The sequence below is a fragment of the Ruegeria sp. K3 genome, assembly GCF_056531845.1.
On the sequence record NZ_JBQFMM010000002.1, the window covers coordinates 346,542 to 368,473 of the forward strand.

The 21,932-nt window shown below is 55.6% G+C and carries 25 protein-coding genes; 5 read left to right on the forward strand and 20 right to left on the reverse strand.

Annotated elements, in window-relative coordinates:
* Positions 1 to 18 precede the first annotated feature (18 nt).
* Positions 19 to 735 carry a response regulator transcription factor CtrA gene (gene ctrA, locus ACR0MP_RS05500; protein ID WP_170393124.1) on the reverse strand — a complete coding sequence of 239 codons (717 nt, stop codon included), beginning with the start codon at positions 733 to 735 and terminating at the stop codon, positions 19 to 21.
* Between the two features lie 84 nt (positions 736 to 819).
* On the reverse strand, positions 820 to 1,113 hold the full coding sequence (sciP, locus tag ACR0MP_RS05505) for a CtrA inhibitor SciP (RefSeq protein ID WP_170393125.1): 294 nt from the start codon (positions 1,111 to 1,113) through the stop codon (positions 820 to 822).
* A gap of 130 nt (positions 1,114 to 1,243) precedes the next feature.
* On the opposite strand from sciP, the gene mnmA reads away from it, so the two are divergent.
* Entirely contained in the window at positions 1,244 to 2,389 is a 1,146-nt protein-coding gene (gene mnmA, locus ACR0MP_RS05510) for a tRNA 2-thiouridine(34) synthase MnmA (protein WP_170405650.1), read from the forward strand.
* Here the strand turns inward: mnmA and ACR0MP_RS05515 are convergent.
* The 18 genes from ACR0MP_RS05515 to ACR0MP_RS05600 all read right to left on the reverse strand — a co-directional run bounded on the left by ACR0MP_RS05515 (position 2,386) and on the right by ACR0MP_RS05600 (position 18,497).
* Positions 2,386 to 2,967, reverse strand: a complete 582-nt coding sequence (locus ACR0MP_RS05515; RefSeq protein ID WP_170393127.1) for a cadmium resistance transporter — start codon at positions 2,965 to 2,967, stop codon at positions 2,386 to 2,388. The two genes, mnmA and ACR0MP_RS05515, sit on opposite strands and share 4 nt — an antisense overlap.
* Positions 2,967 to 4,124 carry a lipid-A-disaccharide synthase gene (lpxB, locus tag ACR0MP_RS05520; RefSeq protein ID WP_170735080.1) on the reverse strand — a complete coding sequence of 386 codons (1,158 nt, stop codon included), beginning with the start codon at positions 4,122 to 4,124 and terminating at the stop codon, positions 2,967 to 2,969. Before lpxB ends, ACR0MP_RS05515 begins: the two co-directional genes overlap by 1 nt.
* Positions 4,124 to 4,918 carry a UDP-2,3-diacylglucosamine diphosphatase LpxI domain-containing protein gene (locus ACR0MP_RS05525; protein WP_170405641.1) on the reverse strand — a complete coding sequence of 265 codons (795 nt, stop codon included), beginning with the start codon at positions 4,916 to 4,918 and terminating at the stop codon, positions 4,124 to 4,126. The genes lpxB and ACR0MP_RS05525 overlap by 1 nt, the downstream gene beginning before the upstream one ends.
* Positions 4,919 to 4,922: 4 nt before the next feature.
* Positions 4,923 to 5,708 (reverse strand): acyl-ACP--UDP-N-acetylglucosamine O-acyltransferase, encoded by a 786-nt coding sequence (lpxA, locus tag ACR0MP_RS05530; RefSeq protein WP_170405636.1) that lies wholly within the window; start codon positions 5,706 to 5,708, stop codon positions 4,923 to 4,925.
* Positions 5,705 to 6,178, reverse strand: coding sequence for a 3-hydroxyacyl-ACP dehydratase FabZ (gene fabZ, locus ACR0MP_RS05535; protein ID WP_170393131.1), 474 nt, complete (start codon positions 6,176 to 6,178; stop codon positions 5,705 to 5,707). The genes lpxA and fabZ overlap by 4 nt, the downstream gene beginning before the upstream one ends.
* Before the next feature lie 72 nt (positions 6,179 to 6,250).
* Positions 6,251 to 6,835: an OmpH family outer membrane protein gene (locus ACR0MP_RS05540; protein ID WP_170405633.1), complete on the reverse strand. Its 585-nt coding sequence runs from the start codon at positions 6,833 to 6,835 to the stop codon at positions 6,251 to 6,253.
* Positions 6,836 to 6,841: 6 nt separating this feature from the next.
* The gene (gene bamA / locus ACR0MP_RS05545) at positions 6,842 to 9,202 is read right to left on the reverse strand and encodes an outer membrane protein assembly factor BamA (RefSeq protein WP_170393133.1); all 2,361 of its coding nucleotides are present in this window, start codon (positions 9,200 to 9,202) and stop codon (positions 6,842 to 6,844) included.
* Between the two features lie 128 nt (positions 9,203 to 9,330).
* The gene (locus ACR0MP_RS05550; RefSeq protein ID WP_255612105.1) at positions 9,331 to 9,459 is read right to left on the reverse strand and encodes a hypothetical protein; all 129 of its coding nucleotides are present in this window, start codon (positions 9,457 to 9,459) and stop codon (positions 9,331 to 9,333) included.
* A gap of 91 nt (positions 9,460 to 9,550) precedes the next feature.
* Complete coding sequence (gene rseP, locus ACR0MP_RS05555; RefSeq protein WP_170735082.1) at positions 9,551 to 10,903, reverse strand: RIP metalloprotease RseP; 1,353 nt, start codon at positions 10,901 to 10,903, stop codon at positions 9,551 to 9,553.
* Between the two features lie 5 nt (positions 10,904 to 10,908).
* Positions 10,909 to 12,081, reverse strand: a complete 1,173-nt coding sequence (gene dxr, locus ACR0MP_RS05560; RefSeq protein ID WP_170405627.1) for a 1-deoxy-D-xylulose-5-phosphate reductoisomerase — start codon at positions 12,079 to 12,081, stop codon at positions 10,909 to 10,911.
* Positions 12,081 to 12,863: a phosphatidate cytidylyltransferase gene (locus tag ACR0MP_RS05565; RefSeq protein ID WP_480885937.1), complete on the reverse strand. Its 783-nt coding sequence runs from the start codon at positions 12,861 to 12,863 to the stop codon at positions 12,081 to 12,083. Before ACR0MP_RS05565 ends, dxr begins: the two co-directional genes overlap by 1 nt.
* Positions 12,860 to 13,591 carry an isoprenyl transferase gene (locus ACR0MP_RS05570; RefSeq protein WP_170405621.1) on the reverse strand — a complete coding sequence of 244 codons (732 nt, stop codon included), beginning with the start codon at positions 13,589 to 13,591 and terminating at the stop codon, positions 12,860 to 12,862. Before ACR0MP_RS05570 ends, ACR0MP_RS05565 begins: the two co-directional genes overlap by 4 nt.
* A gap of 9 nt (positions 13,592 to 13,600) precedes the next feature.
* Complete coding sequence (gene frr / locus ACR0MP_RS05575; protein ID WP_170393138.1) at positions 13,601 to 14,164, reverse strand: ribosome recycling factor; 564 nt, start codon at positions 14,162 to 14,164, stop codon at positions 13,601 to 13,603.
* 184 nt (positions 14,165 to 14,348) lie between these two features.
* The gene (gene acuI / locus ACR0MP_RS05580) at positions 14,349 to 15,344 is read right to left on the reverse strand and encodes an acryloyl-CoA reductase (protein ID WP_170405618.1); all 996 of its coding nucleotides are present in this window, start codon (positions 15,342 to 15,344) and stop codon (positions 14,349 to 14,351) included.
* A 50-nt stretch (positions 15,345 to 15,394) separates the two neighbouring features.
* Positions 15,395 to 16,489 (reverse strand): dimethylsulfoniopropionate demethylase, encoded by a 1,095-nt coding sequence (locus tag ACR0MP_RS05585; RefSeq protein WP_170405614.1) that lies wholly within the window; start codon positions 16,487 to 16,489, stop codon positions 15,395 to 15,397.
* 1 nt (position 16,490) lies between these two features.
* Positions 16,491 to 16,997 (reverse strand): DinB family protein, encoded by a 507-nt coding sequence (locus ACR0MP_RS05590; RefSeq protein WP_480885939.1) that lies wholly within the window; start codon positions 16,995 to 16,997, stop codon positions 16,491 to 16,493.
* Positions 16,997 to 17,701 (reverse strand): DUF1326 domain-containing protein, encoded by a 705-nt coding sequence (locus ACR0MP_RS05595; RefSeq protein ID WP_170393142.1) that lies wholly within the window; start codon positions 17,699 to 17,701, stop codon positions 16,997 to 16,999. Before ACR0MP_RS05595 ends, ACR0MP_RS05590 begins: the two co-directional genes overlap by 1 nt.
* Positions 17,702 to 17,705: 4 nt before the next feature.
* Entirely contained in the window at positions 17,706 to 18,497 is a 792-nt protein-coding gene (locus ACR0MP_RS05600; RefSeq protein WP_170405611.1) for a DUF2182 domain-containing protein, read from the reverse strand.
* Positions 18,498 to 18,586: 89 nt separating this feature from the next.
* On the opposite strand from ACR0MP_RS05600, the gene ACR0MP_RS05605 reads away from it, so the two are divergent.
* From ACR0MP_RS05605 to ACR0MP_RS05620, 4 genes are all read left to right on the forward strand, one after another.
* On the forward strand, positions 18,587 to 19,318 hold the full coding sequence (locus ACR0MP_RS05605; RefSeq protein ID WP_170405607.1) for a FadR/GntR family transcriptional regulator: 732 nt from the start codon (positions 18,587 to 18,589) through the stop codon (positions 19,316 to 19,318).
* A 116-nt stretch (positions 19,319 to 19,434) separates the two neighbouring features.
* On the forward strand, positions 19,435 to 20,835 hold the full coding sequence (locus ACR0MP_RS05610; RefSeq protein ID WP_170393145.1) for a selenium-binding protein SBP56-related protein: 1,401 nt from the start codon (positions 19,435 to 19,437) through the stop codon (positions 20,833 to 20,835).
* A gap of 13 nt (positions 20,836 to 20,848) precedes the next feature.
* Positions 20,849 to 21,499 (forward strand): hypothetical protein, encoded by a 651-nt coding sequence (locus ACR0MP_RS05615; protein WP_170405605.1) that lies wholly within the window; start codon positions 20,849 to 20,851, stop codon positions 21,497 to 21,499.
* A gap of 62 nt (positions 21,500 to 21,561) precedes the next feature.
* Positions 21,562 to 21,924, forward strand: a complete 363-nt coding sequence (locus tag ACR0MP_RS05620) for a DUF4345 family protein (RefSeq protein ID WP_170405603.1) — start codon at positions 21,562 to 21,564, stop codon at positions 21,922 to 21,924.
* Positions 21,925 to 21,932 lie beyond the last annotated feature (8 nt).

The following is a 21,932-nucleotide window of genomic DNA, read 5'->3' on the forward strand; positions in this document are numbered from 1 at the left end:
GGTAGCAATCAGATCAGATTAGGCACCCACGGCCATGCGGGTTTCACCCATGTTGTTGGCTTGCGGATCACGCAGGACATATCCACGGCCCCAGACCGTCTCGATATAATTCTCACCACCGGTCGCATTGCTGAGTTTCTTGCGTAACTTGCAGATGAAGACGTCGATAATCTTGAGCTCGGGCTCATCCATGCCGCCGTAGAGATGGTTCAGGAACATTTCTTTGGTCAGTGTTGTTCCTTTCCGCAGGCTCAGAAGTTCCAGCATCTGATATTCCTTGCCTGTCAGGTGTACGGTTTTTCCGTTCACCTCTACGGTTTTGGCATCCAGATTTACGGCGACCTGCCCGGTGTGAATCACGGATTGAGAATGCCCCTTAGAGCGGCGGATAATCGCATGAATGCGCGCCACCAGCTCTTCGCGATGGAAAGGTTTGGTCAGATAATCGTCTGCTCCAAATCCAAATCCCTTGATCTTGCTTTCGGTGTCATCAGCGCCCGACAGAATCAGGATCGGTGTCTCTACCCGTGCTATGCGCAGTTGGCGCAACACTTCATGGCCGTTCATATCCGGCAGATTCAAGTCCAACAGGATGAGGTCGTAATCATATAGCTTGGCCAGATCGATGCCTTCTTCGCCAAGGTCCGTCGCATACACGTTGAGATTGGCGTGTGTCAGCATCAGTTCGATGCTTTTGGACGTGGTTGGATCATCCTCGACAAGAAGTATGCGCATGTTCACTGCTCCAATTTAGGTCAAATTCTTCAACTGATTTGAGCCTGAATAAAAATGGTTAATCTGACGTTACCGTTGAATCATTTATTCACTTTCACCTTTAAGTTGTCGATATTTTTTTAAGGCCGTCACCTTCAATGCATCGATCCCGTGCTCAGCAACTGCTGAGACCCACGAGTTGAACTCTTCATCGCTGATGCCATAGCGCTTTTTGGCTTCGGACAACGAAATCAACCCATAAAGTACACCACGCACAACGATCACCTTGCGCGACGCCACCCAGCGCCGCGTATCCGCAGGAGGCAAATCGGCGCGTGTCAGCACGCTCCCGTCAGGCAGGGTGACCGACCTTGGACCTTCCACTTTGTGCAAATACATCTCTCATACCTTCTGCTGCTGCGACAAAGCTGCACCCAGCCTACTTAAAAGGGCGTGAAACCGCCCCTTGAGAGTGTCTAGAATTTTCTTATATTCTGCCGGTCTTTCTTAACCCGGACAGGAACCGCCTATGGCCCTCGATACCGAGACCCCGCTGAACTCGCTTGGCTTTGCCAAACCACCCTCGGAAACGCGGGTTGTCGTGGCCATGTCCGGCGGTGTGGACAGCTCTGTTGTGGCGGCCCATCTCGCTGATCAAGGCTATGATGTCGTAGGTGTTACTTTGCAGCTTTACGATCACGGTGCGGCGTTGGCCAAGAAAGGCGCGTGCTGTGCGGGGATCGACATCCACGATGCGCGTCGCGTGGCGGAAGAACGCGGGTTCCCTCACTACGTCTTGGACTATGAAAATATCTTCAAGGACGCCGTAATCGACGAATTCGCCGACAGCTATCTTGCCGGCGCGACTCCGGTGCCCTGCATCCGTTGCAATGAACGGGTGAAGTTCAAGGACTTGCTTGAGACCGCCAAGGACCTTGAGGCCGACTGCATGGCCACGGGCCACTATATTCAGCGCAAGATGGGCCCCAACGGCGCCGAGCTTCATAGCGCTGAGGATGCAAATCGCGATCAGTCCTATTTCCTATTTTCGACCACACCGGAACAGTTGGATTTCCTGCGTTTCCCGCTTGGCCACCTGCCCTCCAAAGACGCCACGCGCGAGATGGCGGCACAATATGGGCTGGCCGTTGCGGACAAGCCGGATAGTCAGGACATCTGTTTTGTGCCCAACGGAAACTATGCCAGCGTGATCGAAAAACTGCGCCCCGGAGCCGCAGAACCCGGTGAGATCGTACACGCCGATGGCCGCGTTCTGGCGCAGCATAACGGGGTGATTCACTATACGATCGGTCAGCGTCGTGGGCTCGGTATCGGTGGTCTCAGCGAACCTTTGTATGTGGTCAAGCTGGATGTGGACAAGAAACAGGTTGTTGTCGGCCCCAAAGAGATGTTGGCCACAAGAACCGTTCCCGTGCGCGAGATCAATTGGCTGGGAGACGAACCGTTCACGTCAAAGAACGAATGGCATGTTTCGGTCAAAGTCCGCTCGACCCGCCCCCCGCGTGAGGCGATTATTCGCCCCCTTTCCGACACAACAGCCGAGGTTGAATTGCTGACGCCCGAGGAAGGTATCTCTCCGGGTCAGGCTTGTGTGTTCTACGAAACCGATAGCAGCCGTATCTTTGGCGGCGGCTGGATCTGGCGCGGTTACTAAATCGCGTCAGTCCACGAGTTGCTGAGGATATAGATCCCGGCACAAATCATCACGTAAGGCACCAGTTTCTCAAGCCGACGTGCGAAACCGCCGGTCATGATTGGGGATTGTGCACCCCAAAGCCCCAGCATGGTCAGCGTCAGCGCTGCGGCCACCGCGCCGGTGACACCCGCAATCCGATAGCTGGGGGCTGAGTCGGCCAATAGCGGCGCAAGCACAGCGAACGTGTCCATCGACAGACTTATGAACAGCAGCATGGTGACGAATGTCGAAGCACCCGTGGATATTTGAGGGGCCTCCTCGGTCTCCGATCCGCGGAACTGACGGATAACTCCGATCAGCCCGAGGCCAAGTGGTATCACGCCCAGATATCCAGCCCAATGTGGCACCACATCATCGACGCCCAAGGCCAACAATAAGGCGGCAGCGATGATTAACATCTGCGCCAGCAGGAACCCCGCAACGGTCCGGCGCGGACCAGACACCATCATCAACGCTACAAGAGCTGCAAGGTTGTCGAGATTGGTCAAAACCTGCGCCATGAAGGCAGAAGCAGCAAAGATCACATGATCCAGCATCACGATTTCATTCTGTCCAAAACGGACCTTGCCGCACGCAAACCCGGTGCTTCGCCACCGCGACCAAGACGCTCCATCGTCGTCGCCATGGCTTGATGTTGGGCGTCGGGGGTGGCGGCCACCTGTTCCAACGCCGAAGCGATCTTGTCCGGTTGGCATTCATCCAGCAGACATTCGGGTACTGCGTGTGTCTCCGAGACCAGATTGACCAGTGTGACGGTGTCCAGCTTAACCATTCGTTTTGCGATCAGCGTGGTCAGCCAGTTGAGGTTATAGGCGATCACCATCGGTGTTGCCTGCGCGGCCAGTTCCAATGAGACCGTGCCGGATGCAGCCAATGCAAGATCAGCAGCGGCAAACGCTGCCCTTTTCTGCGATTGCGCGTCGTCCGAGGGCAATTCCCGCGGATCGACAACTATCGGATTCCCCGGCCAGTCCCGAACCTGTTCGACGACCGCATCAACCATATGTGCAACTGCGGGCACGACCACGCGCATATCGGGACGGTCTTTCAGAAATTCCTGCAAAGCAGCGCCAAAGATCGGAGCCAGCCGTTCGACCTCACCCCGCCGAGAGCCGGGCAAAGCCAGCACGATCGGCGCGTCGCCCAGATCGTGAGCCGCGCGGAATCGCTGGATATCCTGATCGGACGCAATGGGTTCGTTCACAACCGGATGGCCGACAAAGTCACACTCCATCCCTGCCCGCTCCATATAAGGCGGTTCAAAGGGTAACAGCGCAAGTACGTGATCGATTACTTTCGCCATCTTGTCTGCGCGCCCCGGCCTCCAGGCCCAGACGCTGGGGGCAACGTAGTGGACAGTGCGAATCTCGCTGGAGGCCTTTACCAGCTTAGCCACACGCAACGAGAAATCCGGGCTGTCGATAGTGATCAGTACATCAGGCTTCGTGTCTAGAACTGCCTGAGCAGTCTCAGCGATACGGCGTTTTAGGTGAAAGAACTTGGGCAGAACCTCGACCAACCCCATAATGCTGAGTTCAGACATGGGAAATCGGCTGGTCAGCCCCTGCGCCTGCATTAGCGGCCCGCCAACCCCATCAAACTGCACCTCTGGCAAAAGGGTACGCAGACCTTCCATCAACGCGGCCCCTAAACGGTCGCCCGAAGGTTCACCGGCGACCAGAAATACGCGCATCAGACCGTGCGCTCGCGGACATAAAGAAACAGACCAAGGCGATTGCATTCTTCAATCACGCGATCGCGTTGCAAAACGATGACGCCGCCCTTTTCGATGACAATGCCCGACAGGCCCGCCGCGACAGCCGCCGAAACGGTGTCGGGTCCGATGGCAGGCATATCTGCGCGGCGATCCTGATCTGGTTTTGGACCCTTGTACAGAATGCCACCGCCCGCGTCGGGGCGCTGAGTCAAGGATTGCAGCATCCATGCGGTGCCATAGATGCCCTCGATCGCCAACGCTTGAGATTTCAGTACTACGCAAGCCTGACCGATATCCGCCGTCCCCATGTTGCGCAGGATTCCTGCCGCTCGATCTGCGTCGGCGTGATCAGTTTCAGAAGGCTGGGCTTCGGTCGATGAGCCAAGAGGCGGCAGCAAATCCGGCGCGATCTCATGCGCCGCACGGACCGTCAAACCGGCATCCTCAAATATTCCAATGACCGCGCGCAATGCGCCGTCGTCACCGGCCATGATGGCCTTTTGCAGGATCGGCACCAGCGGCATCGTCGCCGCATCAATGCGAGCTGGATTGACAGTCGGACGACGCACTGCCCCTGCCATGCAAATCTCGGTCACGCCGCGGGCTTTGAGATCGGCGATGAAGCTACCCAGTTGCTCCAATGGAAAAACCAAGTCGGTGGTCAGTGTATCGGGCTCAAACCCTTCCAGAGCGCAGATTAGCGGGCGGTTTGGCAGACAAGTGACCACCTCGTCTGGTAAAGCGCCAGTTCCTGCGATCAATGCCAGCATTGGCCTACTTCCTCGGGGTCAGGAACGAACGGTCTGTTTGCCCCGTCACAAATTCGACGATCTGGCGCACATATTCGTTGTCTGCATCCTCGCCCAGCCGGGTGGCGCGATCCATGAAGGTGCCGTCTCCTTCTGACAGTTCCTTGAAGGCCGCGCGCAATGCCGAGATATCCTCACGCGTTACACCACGCCGTTTCAAACCGACCAGATTCAAGCCATCCAGTTCGCCCCGAGGCGCCTGAACAAGCCCATATGGAATCACATCATTCGGGACCATCGTAAGCGCGCCAATGATGGCACCGCGACCTACGCGCACGAACTGATGTAAGCCCGAAATTCCGCCAACGATGACGTCATCCTCGATAATACAGTGACCAGCCGCGCCAGCGTGATTCACCAGAATGACCCGGTTGCCGATTTGTACATCATGCGCCACGTGGACACCGGCCATCAGTAAGCAGTCATCGCCAATCCGGGTGATACCACCGCCGCCATCCGTGCCGGTGTTGATAGTGACGTGTTCGCGGATACGGTTGCGCTCACCGATTTCAAGGCGCGTGTTCTCACCACCGAATTTCTTGTCTTGCGGAATTTCCCCGACAACAGCAAAGCTGAAAATCACTGTGTCATCACCAATTGACGTATCGCCGGTGACTACGACATGGGATTTCAGTTCGACCCGATCGCCCAGACGGACCTGCGGACCGATATGGCAGAATGGACCAATCGTACAACCCTGCCCGATCTGCGCACCGTCTTCGATAATGGCGCTGGGATGAATACCGCTCATGTTGTTTTTTCCATGTCCCAGTCGACATAGGCCGAAAATTCAGCTTCGGCAGCAACCTCGCCCTCGACTGTAGCGCGGCCGCTGAACTTGAAGATCTTGCCACCTTTCTTACCGCGTACAGTTTCGACATGCATTTCGAGAACATCGCCAGGTACGACCTTGCGGCGGAATTTGCATTTGTCGATATTCATGAAATAGATCAGCAACTCGCTGTCGATTACATCCATGCCGACACCCAGCATAACTCCTGCAGTCTGCGCCATCGCCTCGACAATGGTCACGCCAGGCATGATCGGAGTTCCGGGGAAATGGCCCTGAAAGTGCGGCTCGTTCATGGTGACATTCTTGATGCCCACCGCTGATTGATAGCCATCGATATCCACAACCTTGTCGACCAACAAAAACGGATAGCGATGCGGCAATATACGCTGAATCAGCTGAATGTCGGCGCTCTTGGTTTCCGTGGTCATGGTGCGGATGTCCTGTTCTGGATGTCTCTTTCAAGCGTGGTTAGCAATACCCGTACCTAAGGGCAAGCCAGCCTATTCGTTGTTATTGTTTTCAAGTGTAGCGCCGTCGCCGATTGCGGCATCGATCCTGGCGATCGCAGCGTTGGTAATATCTGAGGCGTCCGTGCTTAGAACCACATTGGACCGCTCGATCACAATCGAGGCGCCAAATTCGCGCAGCAGTTCGATCAGCACCGGTTGCGCCATTTCAAAAAACTGACCACGCGCCTCTTCGCCGCGCCGCGCTAATGCGTCCAGTTTGGCGCGCTGGCCGTCACGGTGTGATTGAACTTTCTCGTCAAAAGCTTCGGCAAGCGGGCGAAACTCGTCCGCCGAAAGATCTGACCTCTTTTCGGTCAGATCTTTTTCTTCCTTGCTCAACTGCGCCACAATCCGTTCGTTTTCTTCAGCCAAAAGGGTGCTTTCGGCTTCAATCTCGCGAAAGACGCGCTGCCCAAAGGCGGAATCTGCAAACAAACGCTCACTGGAGATTGTCAGAACGTCTGTTTGTGGCACGCCCAATTGCTGCGCACCCAGCGGCATTGCTACAGCTAGCAGTACCAAAACGCACAGGGCCCTTAGCGGGCCCTGCAGGATGTTCTTAACTTCGGTGATCATTCGCGATCAGAACCTGGCTTGAACGGTCAGGTCAAAGCTTTGCTCTTTATCGAAGTCCTCTTTCTTGAGGGCTTGCGAGAAGTTGAAGCGAAGCGGACCAAACGGTGTTTCCCACAGTACGGATACCCCTACAACATGCCGGATCGAACCGCTTTCACCAACAATATCAGCGCCTGCGGTGTTGACGTTGTTGAGATTGTAGAGGTTGCCAACATCGTAGAAGACGCCGCCACGCAGCCCCAGTTCTTCGGGCAGCCCCAGCGGGAAGTCCGATTCGAAACGAGCAACCCAGTAGTAGTTGCCGCCGATGGCATCATCCTGCCCGTTCGAAAGGTCACGCGGCCCGATACCAGCAGGCTCAAACCCGCGGAATGTGCTGGGACCTAGAACAAACCGGTCGAGCGTGCGGCTGAAATCGTCCCCGGTCCAGTTCAGCGCACCCAGTTCAAGCGTCGCGCGCAATACGACTTCTTCGTTGAGGACGCGTTTCTGGGCTATCGCCCGTGCCGTGGTTTTGAAAAATTCATTGTCCCCGCCAAGACCAGCAGCATCCACGCCGACTTCGAACAAGACGCCCGCTGTGGGGTTCAGGCCACCAATACGGCTATCGTATACGTAGGACACACCCAGAGAACTGCTGGTTCGTTTCCCCTGATCGATCTCTGATGAGATGACAGCGCCGTTCCGCTCATTGCTCTGCTGGGTCATTTCGCTGCGATCCCAACCATAGCGAAGACGCAACGCCGACAATTCACCAATCGCGTAGCTCAGCTGTGGGCGGAAGAACACTGTTTTTGTGTCGTAGCTGGCAAAGCTCGAATTGGTGCTGGCCAGACCAAGCCCAAGATCAAAGCGTAGCTTACGGCCCAGCAGATAAGGCTCGGTAAAGTTGATAACGTACTGCTCAGAATCCTGAGCTGTCGACAACGTGATACCCAAGTTTTGCCCGCGGCCGAGGAAGTTCGATTCATTCAATCCGATTGCGATCCCGAAACCGTCCGAGACCGAGTAGCTACCACCCAGGCTCAACGAACCGGTTGGTTGTTCTTCGACATCCACGTCCACGATAACCTGGCTTGGCGACGATCCCTCGCGGGTTTCCACATCAGCGACCGAGAAGAAACCCAAGGCGCGAATACGTTCGGCGCTCTGGCGGATTTCGCGGGGATTGAAGGGGTCGCCTTCAACGGTATCGAATTGACGGCGGATCACACGGTCTAGCGTGGTTGTGTTCCCCTCGATATCGATGCGTTCCACAAAGATACGCGGGCCACGGGTCAGCACGAACTGGACATCCAATGTCAGATCGCGGGGATTACGCGTTACCCGGGGCTCGACCCGCAGAAAATCAACGCCGTTTTTCAGCCCCAGACGCTCCATCCGCGCGATCGAGTTCTCAAGCACCGTCGGAGAGTAAATTACACCTGGTTTGACTTTCAGAGCCGCCTGATAAGGCGCCGGGTCCACACCCGGGATCTCACTGACGGTCGTAATCTGACCGAACGAGAACCGCTGTCCTTCTGTGACGTTCATAACCAGAAAGAATGCATCCCGTTCGCGGGTGAATTCGACATTGGCACTATTGACGCGAAAATCGATATAACCGCGTGACAGGTAGAAATCACGGATCACCTGTTTGTCGAATTCGATTCTGTCGGCAATGAAGGTGTCGCCGCGAAGGAAGGTCCGCAGAATGTTCGCCTGCTTTGTTTCAAGCACGCGGCGCAGTCGACGGTCCGAAAACGCGCGGTTTCCTACAAAACTGACTCGCTCGACCTCGATTGTCGTTCCCTCGGCGACTTCGAACACCAGATCGACACGGTTATCGCTGCGACGAATGATGCGCGGGATAACCGTCGCGGATACGCGGCCCTGCGCCGAATATACTTCGGCAATCAGGTCAGCGTCCGCTTCGGCCTGTTGAGGCGTGAATACGCGGCGGGTTTGGGACGATATCGCTTCGAGCAGGAGATCATCTTTTACGCGGCGATTGCCCTCGATGCTAATCTGGTTGATGGTCGGGTATTCCTCGACCGCGATGACCAACGTACTGCCACGTGGTGTAAGTTCGACTGTTTCAAAAACACCACTGTCAAGCAAACGCTGGAAGGCATCATTCAATTGTCCTGCCGTAACAGTCTGCCCCGGTTCGATTCCGGTGCGGGCGATAATCGTCGAAGTCTCGATCCGTCGATTGCCCTCAACTTCGAAGCTGTTGATGGTGTAAGATTGCGCCTGTGCGGGCTGCGTCAGAACCAGTAAACCCGGTGTGGCAAAAAGGAAAAAGAACGTTAGTGCCTGCCACAAAATGTTGCTTTTCCGCCCCCGCGAGCCGCAGTATGTGCCCGTGCGCCTGCTGTCAGTCATTTTTATCACTACCCAGAATTTTCAGCCTTTAGCTGCTGAGTAGCCCGATTGTGAGGCCATGTCAAAAGACGAAAAAGCAAAAACGGCCCATCAGGCCGTTGCACGTAAGTCAGACATATTCAGGAGAATCACAAACCGAGCAGATAACCACCAACAGCTAGAGCCAGTGCGGTCACGGCAAAGCTAAGCAGCATATCCCAGTTCAACTGGAACAGGACGCTGACACTCTGATAGGATTTTTGAAACGCCTTGGTCATTGAACTCAAGCCTACACTTATCGATGCACCCCGATAAGATAGGCTTGAATTGCGGCAATTTTGCGTCGGAACGGTGCCAAGATCGCCTTAATCAGCAGAACAGATCATTACTGACCGAGAAAAGCATCAATGACAGGATTAGCGTGACACCGACCCCCATCAGTACCCTCAGCGCTTTATCACTGGGTGGTCTGCCAGACACAGCTTCATAAGCGTAGAATAGCAAGTGTCCCCCATCCAAGGCTGGGATCGGGAACAGGTTCAGCAACCCGACCGCCGTTGACAATACGGCGATGAAGAAGATGAAGTTCTGTGCCCCCTGGCTGGCCATAGCACCCGAGGTTTCGGCAATACCGATCGGCCCGGAAATGTTGCAGGTGCTGATCGCTCCGGTGATCATGTGCCACATTCCCGACAGTGAGCCTTCGATGATGCGCCCGGTTTGGACCACGCCACCTTCGATCGAATCCCAAATGCCCGCTGGAACGGTTTCGGGATCGATCATCATGCCGCCTACGATACCGATGCGCCAATGGGTGATGAAACCACCATCCGACGTCGGCTCGTCCGTGCGTCGGGGCGCAAGTGCAAATTCCAAATCCGCCCCGTCGCGCCATACATCCAGCAGCAATACGCGCCCGTTCGATCCTTCGACATGTTCCTTAAGCTGCTCGAACGCAAAGATCGGATCACCGTCTACCGCCCTGATTACGTCGCCTTGCTGCAACTGTATGTCCATCGCGGCACTGCGCGGCGTAACCTGTTGGATTAGCGGTGGAAAGAGCCAAGGTGCCACGACATCAGTGGTCTCTCCATCTCGGATAACCGTATAGTCCAGCTCTGGTTCTACAGGCAGCGAATTGATGAAATCGGACCAGTTGCTTGCGTCATCGAAATCCGGTGTTGGAATGCCTGCGATGGCGATAATCTCATCGCCCTCCTGCAGACCCTGAATTGTACCAGGCAACGGCTGCAGTGCACCAACTGTCAAAGGTTCACGGGAAACACCCTGCGACCAGAAAATCAGGCCAAACACCAATATCGACATCACGAAATTAAAGACCGGCCCTGCCGCAACAGTAGCCGCACGCGCCCAAAGCGGGGCGCCGTGCATGGTGCGGCGCAGCTCTTCCGGGCTTTGCGCGGAGATCTCACTCATCGCGTCTACGTCTTTGCCGGACGCGGCATTGGCATCCCCGAGGAATTTGACATAACCGCCAAATGGCAGCAGCGCGACCTGCCAGCGAGTGCCGCGCTTATCTATGCGGCTCCATAGAACCGGGCCGAAACCGATCGAGAACACTTCGGCATGAATGCCAGACCACCGACCAACGATGTAGTGGCCGTATTCGTGCACCGCGACAATCACGGAAAGCGCAATAACAAAGGCTATTATCGTGTAGAGCAGATTGCCAAATTGCGGGATCAAAGAGAGTATATCCAAAAGTTCTATCCTGCTCGTTCCAATACGGTTTCATCGACCCACTGACGTGCGAGATGGTCCGTTTGCTGTACATTATCAAGGGTCAATGGTGCATCAATCAGGCTGTCTGAGGCCTCAAAGCGCTCCAACACGGCCGACACCGTGTCTGCCATATCCAAAAAACGTATCCGGTTTTCTATAAAGTGGTCCAATGCGCGCTCTTTGGCGGCGTTGAAGATCGCACCGGACAAGCCGCCGCGCTGCATCACTTCGCGGGCAAGACGCAAAGCCGGGTAACGCGCTTCATCCGGTGCATGAAATCGCAACTGACCCAGTTGCGCGAGATCCAGGCGCGCAACAGGTAAATCGCGCCGTTCGGGCCAATGCAGCGCGTACCCGATGGCATGGCGCATATCCGGAGCCCCCAGATGCGCCATCAAGGCGCCGTCCTGAAATCCGACCAGTGCGTGAACGATGGATTCGGGGTGCACGAGGACTTCGATATTCGATGGGTTAACGCCAAAATATTCTTTGGTTTCTATAACTTCCAATGCCTTGTTGAACATAGATGCGCTGTCGATCGTAATCCGCTGTCCCATGTTCCAGTTCGGATGACTCGATGCCTGTTCAACAGTTGCTTTGGCCAGATCGCCAAGCGGCCAATCCCGGAACGCTCCACCGCTTGCGGTGATAATGATCCGTTCGACGCTTGTCATATCCTCGCCCACAAGCGCCTGAAAAACTGCCGAATGTTCGCTATCCACGGGTAATAGCGTGGCGCCATGCGCCCGAGCCGTTTCCAGAACCAGCGGCCCGGCACAAACCAGCGTTTCCTTGTTGGCAAGCGCGAGTGTCGCCCCTTGTTTCAACGCTTCGATCCCCGGAGCCAGTCCTGCGGAACCGACAATTGCAGACATCACCCAATCCGCCGGTCGCGCCCCGGCCTCGATCAGAGCGGCCTGCCCCGCAGCCGCTCGCACTCTGCTGCCGGCCAATGCGTCACGCAGATCATCGAGTTTGTCATCAAACGCAGTCACCGCCACGTCTGCATCCAGGCGCACTGCATCGCGTGCAAGCTGCGCGACGTTGCGTCCACCGGTCAACGCGACCACGTCATAGGCATTCGGATTTCTTGCGATCAGATCAATCGTATTCTGGCCAATGGAACCAGTCGCACCAAATATGGATACCCTTCGCATCACATACCTCCGGGCGCGTAAAACAGCCCTGCGAGCAACACAAAGACTGACGCGCCCATCATCCCATCAAACCGGTCCAGAAACCCGCCATGGCCGGGTATAAGGTTTGAGCTGTCCTTAACGCCAAAGCCACGTTTTGTCGCGCTTTCAACAATATCACCGATCTGGCTGGCCATAGAGGCAAGAACCGAGACAACGATAAAAGCAATGCCGAAACCGGCATAGTGCGCAAAAACTGTTCCGACCAGCGCGGCAGCAACCCAGCCTCCAACCGTACCGGACCATGTCTTCTTGGGGCTAACTCTGGGCCAGAACTTAGGTCCGCCAAGCGTTTTGCCCACAAAATACCCGGCGACATCCGTGGCCACGACCACAAGGATCAGCCAAACCATCCATCCAAATCCCAGGTTTTCTCGGATCGATATGAATCCCAGCCCCGACATCGCGATCCAAAGGGCAAACAGGACGTATATCCCGCGCGCACGGTTGATCTGTCCTGCTCCTACCAATGCCGGGGCCACCAAACATGGAAGCTTGTATAGCGGTGGTAGATGATAGCTTAGGACCACGGCGAACCCGGTCAGTATCGCCAGCTGAAACGCGACACCCTGACGTTCTGGGTCGATCATCCGGATCAGTTCCCATATCATCAGACCGCAGACGGTGCCGATAAATATCTCAAACCACAGGCCGCCTAGCCAAACTTCGACTGCCGCAATAGTCACAAGAACCGAAGCCGACAAAACCCGGGCAGTCAGATCAGACCATCGGCCATCACTCATGCCGGGACCGCTCCAAACCGCCGTTCACGCGATCCATAGTTGCGGCACAGCCGTTCCAGTTCTGCAGCTGTGAAATCAGGCCACAAAGTATCGATGAATTCGTATTCGGAATAGGCAGACTGCCACAGCAGGAAATTCGAAATCCGCGCTTCACCACTGGTACGGATCACCAAATCGGGGTCTGGCAGAACGCGCGTGTCCAGATATTTAGGCAGAGTTTCCTCGTCCACGTCCTCGGGGCGCAGAATGCCATCGGCAACGTCACGTGCCAAACGTCTGGTCGCGCGCGCCACCTCGTCACGACCGCCATAGTTCAAGGCAACGGTTAGATGAACCAGGTCATTGTTCTGTGTTTCGCGTTCAAGCGTATCCATCAGCTCGGTCAGCTTGGCATCCAGCCGAACTCTATCCCCAATGAAACGGACCCGAATGCCGTTATCTTTCAAGGTCTTGGTCTCTTTGGCGATGTAACGGCGAAACAAGCTCATCAGGCCTGCAACTTCGACCTGAGTGCGTTTCCAGTTTTCAGTCGAAAACGCAAATACTGTCAGATACTTGATCCCTAAACCTGGGCAGGCCTCGACCACCTCACGGACGCGGCGCGCACCTGCATGATGGCCAAACAATCGAGGCCGCCCGCGTGACTGTGCCCAGCGACCGTTGCCGTCCATGATGATAGCAACGTGGCGCGGCCCTGCAATCGGAGAGGTATCGGGATCCTTTGGCATATCCGAGGCTCAGACCTGCATGATCTCGGCTTGTTTGGTCTCGAGCGCATCATCGACGGATTTGATCATGGTATCCGTCAGCTCCTGAACCTCGGTTTCCCAGAATTTCTGATCGTCCTCGGACATGCCGTCTGCCTTGGCCTTTTTGATCTGGTCCATGCCATCACGGCGCACATTCCTGATCGAAACCCGTGCGCTTTCTGCATATTGACCCGCGACCTTGCCGAGCTCGCGACGGCGTTCTTCGTTCAGTTCGGGAATCGGCAGCATGATGATGGTACCATTCAGTTGCGGGTTTATACCCAAACCGCTTTCCCGAATGGCCTTTTCAACTTTGCCTACGAGGCCCTTGTCCCAAACATTCACGGTTACCATGCGCGGTTCAGGGACGTTCACGGTACCAACCTGATTGATCGGAGTCATCGCGCCGTAAGCATCGACCATGACGGGCTCAAGCATTGAAGCCGATGCACGACCGGTCCGCAGCGAAGCGAATTCGGTTCTGAGGTTGGCCATGGCACCGTCCATGCGGCGTTTCAGATCATCGGTATCGAGTTCGAAATCATCAGACATGCTGCTCACTCCCCGTCTTCAGGTGATGTTCGGATGGGTCTTAAGCCATCACAAATGGGATGTATAGCAATCATGGTCACGAAATGTGGCAATGGCCAGAACTGTTTCCGGCATTTCGGCCGCATTCCCGACAATTGGGTCGGTCGGATGCATGCTCCGGCCGATCCGTTGTCTGTTTTGTCTATCAAGCGTTCACGTTTACCACGACGCGCCCTTTTACCTGACCTTGCAGGATGTCCGCTCCCAACTGGGGCAGATCAGAAAGGGTTGCTGCATGGACCATCGCCTCAAGCTTATCCATGGGCAGATCGGTTGCGATACGCTTCCAGGCACGGACCCGGTTGTCGTATGGCTGCATCACGCTGTCGATGCCCAACAGATTAACACCGCGCAGCAGGAATGGGATCACGGTCGCGGGCAGCGCCGCACCACCGGCAAGGCCAACCGCAGCGATCGAGGCCCCATACTTCATCTGCCCCAGCACGCGGGCAAGCATCGCTCCGCCCACCGCATCAACACATCCGGACCAAGTTTCACTTTCCAGCGGACGCTTGGTGGTCTCGTTCAACTCGTCACGCGGGACAATTGTGGTTGCACCCAGTGATTTCAGGTATTCTTCGGTTTCAGGACGCCCGGTCACAGCTGCAACCTCATAGCCCAGATGGGCCAAAATGGCCGTCGCGACCGAGCCGACACCTCCTGCGGCACCTGTGACCAACACCGGGCCATGACCCGGCTGCAAACCTTGATCCTCCAGCGCCATGACGGCCAGCATAGCGGTGAACCCGGCAGTGCCAACTGCCATCGCCTGCCGTGTATCCAACCCATCCGGCAACGGCACCAGCCAATCTGCCCGCGCGTTTGCTTTTTGTGAATAGCCGCCCCAATGCGCTTCACCTACGCGCCAGCCCGTCAGCACGACCTTGTCGCCAGGTTTGTAGCGTGCATCCGAGGACTGCTCGACCGTGCCCGCATAATCGATGCCCGGAATATGAGGATAGCTACGCACCAGACCACCGCCTTTGGGCGACATGCACAGACCGTCCTTGTAGTTCACCGTTGAATATTCAACGGCGATCGTCACTTCTCCATCCGGCAGCGCATCCAGAGAAATCTGCTTCACCGAAGCGCTTGCGAGGCCACTTTCTTCATCTTTTTCAACGACAAGTGCATTAAACATGAACTTACTCCTTCTATTGCCTCAATCGGCTGTGTTCCTGAAACAAGGGCTTAGCGCCAGAATTTTTCCTGCACCTCGGCCCATCGCATTCCATGTTCGGTCATCAATTCAATCCGCGTACCTGGCGCCCAATGGGACCGGTCGACCATTCCAATGGCTACATTCACTCCAAACTCGGGTGAATACGCAGCCGAAGCCACCTGCCCGACCTGCCGGCCCCCGGCCATCAGCGGCCAAGATTCGGTGCACGGTCCGATCTCACCTTCAATGACAAGCGGACGGATCTGTCGGGGTGGACCGTTTTTTGCCTGATCCGCCAAAGCGGCTTTACCGATGTAATCCAGCGGAGAATTGCAGAACCGTGCTAGCCCGCATTCATAGGGCGTATTCTCGCGCCGCATGTCCGACCCGAAACTCAACAGACCGCTTTCAACACGCTCAATCCCGTTTGGGCAACCTGCCCGCACGTTCAGGTCTCGGCCATTAGAAAACAGCGTGTCCCATAGTGGCATGCCATAATCCGTCCCTTCGACGTATATCTCGAACCCGCCTTGTTTTGACCAGCCAGACCGGGCGACGACGAAAGATGTATCTTCAAACGCTAACCGTTTATATCGAAAGAACTTTATATCCCTAACTTCATCACCAAAGACGCGCGTCATCAGCTCGTCCGCCTTGGGGCCCTGTACCGCCAAGGGCGACACATCCGGCTCAGAAATATCGACATCCAGCCCCAGCGCAATCACGATTCCCAGTGCAAATTGCCAAAGGTCACCATCGGCAACCGACAACCAATAGTGATCATCCGCCAGCTTGATCGCAACAGGATCATTCAGCATGCCGCCATTGTGATCTACTATCGGCACATAATAGCACTGGTTCGCCTGCATTTTGTCCATATCGCGCGGGCTGAGCATCTTCATCAGCCGCAACGCATCCGGGCCTTTGATCTGTACCTGCCGCTCACACGAGACATCCCAGACCTGAACATGCTGTTTCAGATGCGCCGCATCAGCTTCGACGCTTTCAAAAACCGTCGCAAGCAGCATGTGATTATAAACTGTATACCCTTTGACGCCTTCGGCCTCGACGCCCGGAGTGAATGGGGTTTTGCGCACGCGCCGGTTCGGTGAGATGACTGCCATGTCAGAAATCCTCTGGCAGAAAGACAAGATCGCTGACAGGTGCCTGCGAACCAGCCTCGGTTAGCATTTGGTGCAATTGTCCGCGATGATGTGTCTGATGATTGAACATATGAATGACGCATTGCCCGTAAGGCTTTGTTACGTCGTTCTCTTTTGCAGCCGAGTACCACGTGAACGAACCGCTCAGGACATCATCCACCAACGTATTGGCCCATCTGGCAATACGGGCGTCAATCGTATCGCGCAGCGGCAGCCAGTCGGCCATGCCAGTGCAGATCGAGACACTCTCAGGAATGCCACCACCTGGCCCCGGTCCCTTGTCAAACCGGGAAATCCAGATCCAATCCCCCCAAAGCAGATGATTGGCAGTTCCCATGATCGACCCGAAAAAAGCGCCGCGATCCCGTGCCAATTCTTCGTCTGAAAGAGCTTTGAGAAAGCTCTTTAACTGGTTGTTTTGCCAGTGGTTATATCGCGCCATTTCACGGGCATAGGCACCGGTTATCATTACTTAGGCCCGTGCCAGTCAATCGGGCAGATCTCGGCTGACTTGCCGCCGAAGTCCCATACGCGACCATAGTCGCGCACCTTGGATTTCGTACCTTTTGCTACAATGATGTCCGGCCCCATCCAGTATTTCGAATTTGAAACCATCACTGGGTGCTCTGGGTCTTTGCCCGCAAGCATTTCGATCTCACCCTGAATCTTGCGCCCTATCATGATCCGGCGTTTGGTGCCGTCCCTTTCGATCTGAACCGGTGCACGTTCAGCCCCTATGATCTCGCTGACCAACATAGTGAACAGCCCGGTTGTGCCACCTGCCTGACCGCTGAATATCTGCAACAGTCCATTATAAGCCTTGCCGCTGGCACGTTCATCCACATAAGCCGCGACTTTCCACTGGCCTTCGCCCATGCGTCCGGGGATATCAACCAGCAGACCTACATTCAGACCGGACAAATCTTCGCCTTCGTAATGGCCTTCGTCGATCGCGATACCCATCCACGCGTGGCAATGCCCTTCGGTCGGAGGGTGTGCACCCAGCGAAACCACGCATGGGCAGAATACGTCACATGAACAGTTCAGGATCAGTTCACCCTTAACCGCCCAATCGGTCGGGCTCATCTCACGCCGCTTGGGATTTGGCATCCGGCTGTCAATTCTTTGACTGACCGGCAGCTTGTCTGCATCCGGTTTTCTGTTTTTAGCCATCGACTTATCCTCCGTAAACAATGTGATGAGCGAGCAGGGCAAAACCACCCGCAATCAAGACGAATCCCATAGGACGGGTCACGGCGTGCCCGATCTGGGGAAGCTTTTCCAATACCATGAACAGGGTCGCCAGCCCCATCCAGAGCAGGCTCATGACGCCGCCGACAAAGCCCAACGCCATGAAGCCCCAGCAGCAACCGACACAGAACGCACCCAGTCCGACGCCCATGCGTACACCGCCGCCGAATCCGGTTTTCCAGTGGCCCAGAAAATACGTCATCGGTGCATGGCAAACACCGTGGCAGACTTCTTTCACCCGAGAAAACTGAAAGGCACCCACGGCGATCAACAGGCCGGCGGCCAGATATGGCGATTTAGCGATTCCCAACATATCAACCGCGCCGCCAAACAGCAGCGCCAATTGCAGGCCAGTGATCAGCGCAGCGAAGCCCACCCAAACTATGAAGTATCCGGATAGAACCCCCAGCCACCCTACCCGCGTACCGTTCGCGCTGCGGATCAGATCATCATAACTGCGCAACGTGGGCACCAAAGTCGGCAGCATCATGGCCGCCATCATGATCGCCCACATCCAGAAAAGCGGGCCGAACTCGGCCATGGGCATATACATGTCCATACGCGGATCCATGGCCGCCATCGCCTGACCCATCGGTCCGGGTCGACCGATCCAGTCCACGTCCATATCGCGGCTCATCGAGACCATCATCCACCACGACCAAAGGATCGTGATGTAGAAGCCCAACCAAAGCGCGCTGCGGAAAATTGAGCGACTCACTTGCTCCTCCCGACTCAACTCTCTTGCTTTTCAAATGTCAGACTTTTAAATGTCAGACAAATAAAAATTACGCATCGCCGAAAACAACCATGAAAATCGACCCTCAGAGTACTGCAGATCTGTCCGCTCAAATTGCTCAGGCAATCCGCGACGCCATTATTTCGGGTCGGCTAATCGTAGATGAGCGTCTGCCCTCAGAATCTGAGTTGGCCGATCAGTTCAAAGTATCGCGGCCTACGGTTCGCGAAGCACTGAAACGCCTGGCAGCGCAGTCCCTTATCCGCACGCAACGCGGGGCATCGGGTGGTGCGTTTGTGAACCGACTGAGTTTTGAGGATGCCTATTCCCAACAAGTCACAACCTCGACACTGCTGCTGTCGATGAACGCTGTCAGTTTCGACACCGCATGCGAAGCGCGTTATGCGCTCGAACGTGCATGCGCTGCTTTGTCGTCACAACGCCGCACCGCAGATCAACTCGCCACCATGCGGGCCGAGATATTTCGTCAGGCGCAACCAGGTCTCACAGATGAGGCTTTCTGCGCGTCCGACGTCGCCTTTCATCGCGCGCTTGTGGATGGCGCGGGCAACCCCGTTCTGTCCTACCAATTGGCCGGTGCGGTCGAGGCTATGCAACCTCTGATGAACATGATTACGTTCACGGCCCGATCCCGCGAAGAGATCATCGCCCTCCACAGTGACATCACAGACGCACTAGAAGCGCGTGATGCCGGCTCGGTCGATGCAGCATTGATCAAACTTGAGGCCTACACACGGCAACTGGCGCAGGACGTGGCCGAAAGACGACGCAAACCCGCCTGACCACAGGCAAAAAGGAACGAAGGACGGCGAGGTGCCCGAGCAGGCAGCATGACATCCGGCGTTAAGACCGGAACTTCCAACATGAATTGAAGATCAATGACTTACGGGAGGACGTTATGAACCAAAGACCGGACCCAACCTTTTACCCATCAGCCAAACTGGCGATGGAGGGCCCCACTGAGACGCTTGCATTCACTTTGATGCTAAGCCCTGATTTTTCCCAACCAGACGGTTTGGCCGTCGTGAACGTGGATCCGACTTCGGATGATTACGGAAAAATTGTCCATCAAGTGATCATGCCAGAGAAAGGCGATGAGTTTCACCATTTCGGGTGGAACGCTTGTTCCTCTGCGCTGTCACCGCTTAGTGGTCATGCGTTTCTGGAACGCCGCTACCTCATTGTTCCTGGTATACGATCCAGCCGGATCTACATTATCGACGTAAAGAACCCGCTTGAGGCCAAGATACACAAGATCATCGAACCCGAAGAAGTCTTTGCAAAAACTGGATATTCCCGCCCGCACACAATCCATTGCGGACCGGAGGGGATCTACGTGAGCACGCTTGGAGGCGGTGGCGAAGACGGCACGGACGGCCCTCCGGGCATTTTCATCATGGATTGCGAGAGCTTCGAGATCATCGGGCGCTACGAGATCGAGCGAGGTATCCAAGACAAACACTACGATTTCTGGTGGAACCTGCCACGTGACTATATGGTCAGTTCGGAATGGGGGCTGCCTCCGCAATTCGAAAATGGCATCGTGGCCGAGGATCTGCTTTCGAACAAATACGGGCACAGCATCCATTTCTGGAACCTACGCAGCCGGACCAATATTCAGACCATTGATCTGGGTGAAAATCACCAGATGGCCCTGGAAATCCGGCCCGCTCACGATCCGGTCAAACAATATGGGTTCTGTGGTGTGGTGGTTGACACGACCAACCTGCAGGGCGCGATCTTTACTTGGTGGCGTAATGATGATGGCACGTTCGAGGCCAAGAAGACCATCACGATCGATCCGCAGCCCGCTGATCCTGATGACTTGCCTGAATTGCTGAAAGGCTTCTCTGCCGTTCCGCCACTGGTCACGGATATCGATCTCAGCTTAGACGATAAATACCTTTATGTGGCCTGTTGGGGCACGGGTGAGATGCATCAATACGATGTCTCTGATCCGATGAACCCGACCCTTGCGGGCAAAGTCGAGATCGGGGGGATCGTCAAGAAAACAAAACATCCCAACGGGCAAGACTTTGGTTACGGGCCGCAGATGGTTGAAATCAGCCGCGACGGAAAGCGGGTATATTGGACCAATTCGCTTTATTCCACTTGGGATGATCAGTTCTATCCCGGTGAACGCGGGGCTGCGATGGTCAAGGCGGATGTTGGCGAAAACGGAGGCCTGACATTGGATCCGAAGTTCTGGGTCGACTTCCCCGACGGATATCGGGCCCACCAAATCCGGCTTGAGGGTGGAGACTGTTCAACCGATAGTTTCTGCTACCCATCGGTCTGAGTTGGAGACTCTGATGACATCAACGGCTGGTCTCTGGCTGGCCGTTGTGCTTAGCGGCGCTTATCATGGCCTGAATCCCGGAATGGGCTGGCCGCTTGCGGTATCTTCGGCGCTGATGGAACAACGGCCATCAGCTTTGTGGCGCGCATTGACCGCCCTGGCTGGTGGTCATTTCGTCGCCATGCTGGCGGTCCTACTGCCATTTGCTATGATGGCAGTTCTGGTTGAATATCAACGCGAAATTCGTATCGGCGCTGCGCTGATTGTGATCACAATGGGTGTTTACATCGCCATAACACGCCGGCATCCCCGGATGTTGTCGCGCGTACCGCCAAGCAAATTGGCACTTTGGTCGTTCCTCGTTGCGCTGGCACACGGCGCGGCGTTGATGTTGGTTCCGATTTATCTTGGATTGTGTGGATCAGACGAGCTGGAAACGGGCCAGATCGCAGTCTCTCAGATCATGGCGAGCAATGGCCTGCTCGTACTGACGGTCGCTGCACTTCACACAGCCGCCATGATCCTTGGCGGAGGCATTCTGGCCTTCGCCGTCTATCGCTGGCTGGGCCTTCAATTTCTGTCACGCAGCTGGTTCAATCTGGAACTTGTCTGGGCTCTCAGCCTGATCGCGGTCGGAGTTATAGGCTTGTGGTCAGCGATTTAGATGCTTTTCTTTACATAGTGCTGCGCTAGACTCTGCGGGCAGAGCAGAAAGGGAAAAAGTCCATGATCACAACCCTTAACGTGATTGCCGCCTTGCTGACCGTCGGCTTTGGTTTGTTCGGATTTCTGGCCCCGGCCTACACAGCCAACGCGCTGGACCTAGCCCCCACCAAAAGCACCATGGGACTTAGTGAGATGCGAGCCTCGGTTGGCGGGTTGTTCGTGGTGACAGGTGCCGTGGTTCTCTGGCTCAACACACCGATGGCATATGCCATGCTGGGCGTTGTTTATGCAGGGGCCGCGTTGGGCCGGTTTGTGTCTTTGGCGCTGGATAATCCCCCGTTCGTCAAGGCGCTGACTTTTGGTGGAATCGAGCTTGTTCTGGCCCTTTGGCTTATTCTCGCCAACTTGAACAGAGCTGCTTAACTTATTGA

What these genes read in the sequence shown, in the direction of transcription:
- ctrA (WP_170393124.1), bottom strand. Translation starts at nt 735, where the DNA reads ATGCGCATACTTCTTGTCGAGGATGATCCAACCACGTCCAAAAGCATC.
- sciP (WP_170393125.1), bottom strand. Translation starts at nt 1,113, where the DNA reads ATGTATTTGCACAAAGTGGAAGGTCCAAGGTCGGTCACCCTGCCTGAC.
- mnmA (WP_170405650.1), top strand. Translation starts at nt 1,244, where the DNA reads ATGGCCCTCGATACCGAGACCCCGCTGAACTCGCTTGGCTTTGCCAAA.
- ACR0MP_RS05515 (WP_170393127.1), bottom strand. Translation starts at nt 2,967, where the DNA reads ATGCTGGATCATGTGATCTTTGCTGCTTCTGCCTTCATGGCGCAGGTT.
- lpxB (WP_170735080.1), bottom strand. Translation starts at nt 4,124, where the DNA reads ATGCGCGTATTTCTGGTCGCCGGTGAACCTTCGGGCGACCGTTTAGGG.
- ACR0MP_RS05525 (WP_170405641.1), bottom strand. Translation starts at nt 4,918, where the DNA reads ATGCTGGCATTGATCGCAGGAACTGGCGCTTTACCAGACGAGGTGGTC.
- lpxA (WP_170405636.1), bottom strand. Translation starts at nt 5,708, where the DNA reads ATGAGCGGTATTCATCCCAGCGCCATTATCGAAGACGGTGCGCAGATC.
- fabZ (WP_170393131.1), bottom strand. Translation starts at nt 6,178, where the DNA reads ATGACCACGGAAACCAAGAGCGCCGACATTCAGCTGATTCAGCGTATA.
- ACR0MP_RS05540 (WP_170405633.1), bottom strand. Translation starts at nt 6,835, where the DNA reads ATGATCACCGAAGTTAAGAACATCCTGCAGGGCCCGCTAAGGGCCCTG.
- bamA (WP_170393133.1), bottom strand. Translation starts at nt 9,202, where the DNA reads ATGACTGACAGCAGGCGCACGGGCACATACTGCGGCTCGCGGGGGCGG.
- ACR0MP_RS05550 (WP_255612105.1), bottom strand. Translation starts at nt 9,459, where the DNA reads ATGACCAAGGCGTTTCAAAAATCCTATCAGAGTGTCAGCGTCCTGTTC.
- dxr (WP_170405627.1), bottom strand. Translation starts at nt 12,081, where the DNA reads ATGCGAAGGGTATCCATATTTGGTGCGACTGGTTCCATTGGCCAGAAT.
- ACR0MP_RS05565 (WP_480885937.1), bottom strand. Translation starts at nt 12,863, where the DNA reads ATGAGTGATGGCCGATGGTCTGATCTGACTGCCCGGGTTTTGTCGGCT.
- ACR0MP_RS05570 (WP_170405621.1), bottom strand. Translation starts at nt 13,591, where the DNA reads ATGCCAAAGGATCCCGATACCTCTCCGATTGCAGGGCCGCGCCACGTT.
- frr (WP_170393138.1), bottom strand. Translation starts at nt 14,164, where the DNA reads ATGTCTGATGATTTCGAACTCGATACCGATGATCTGAAACGCCGCATG.
- acuI (WP_170405618.1), bottom strand. Translation starts at nt 15,344, where the DNA reads ATGTTTAATGCACTTGTCGTTGAAAAAGATGAAGAAAGTGGCCTCGCA.
- ACR0MP_RS05585 (WP_170405614.1), bottom strand. Translation starts at nt 16,489, where the DNA reads ATGGCAGTCATCTCACCGAACCGGCGCGTGCGCAAAACCCCATTCACT.
- ACR0MP_RS05590 (WP_480885939.1), bottom strand. Translation starts at nt 16,997, where the DNA reads ATGATAACCGGTGCCTATGCCCGTGAAATGGCGCGATATAACCACTGG.
- ACR0MP_RS05595 (WP_170393142.1), bottom strand. Translation starts at nt 17,701, where the DNA reads ATGGCTAAAAACAGAAAACCGGATGCAGACAAGCTGCCGGTCAGTCAA.
- ACR0MP_RS05605 (WP_170405607.1), top strand. Translation starts at nt 18,587, where the DNA reads ATGAAAATCGACCCTCAGAGTACTGCAGATCTGTCCGCTCAAATTGCT.
- ACR0MP_RS05610 (WP_170393145.1), top strand. Translation starts at nt 19,435, where the DNA reads ATGAACCAAAGACCGGACCCAACCTTTTACCCATCAGCCAAACTGGCG.
- ACR0MP_RS05615 (WP_170405605.1), top strand. Translation starts at nt 20,849, where the DNA reads ATGACATCAACGGCTGGTCTCTGGCTGGCCGTTGTGCTTAGCGGCGCT.
- ACR0MP_RS05620 (WP_170405603.1), top strand. Translation starts at nt 21,562, where the DNA reads ATGATCACAACCCTTAACGTGATTGCCGCCTTGCTGACCGTCGGCTTT.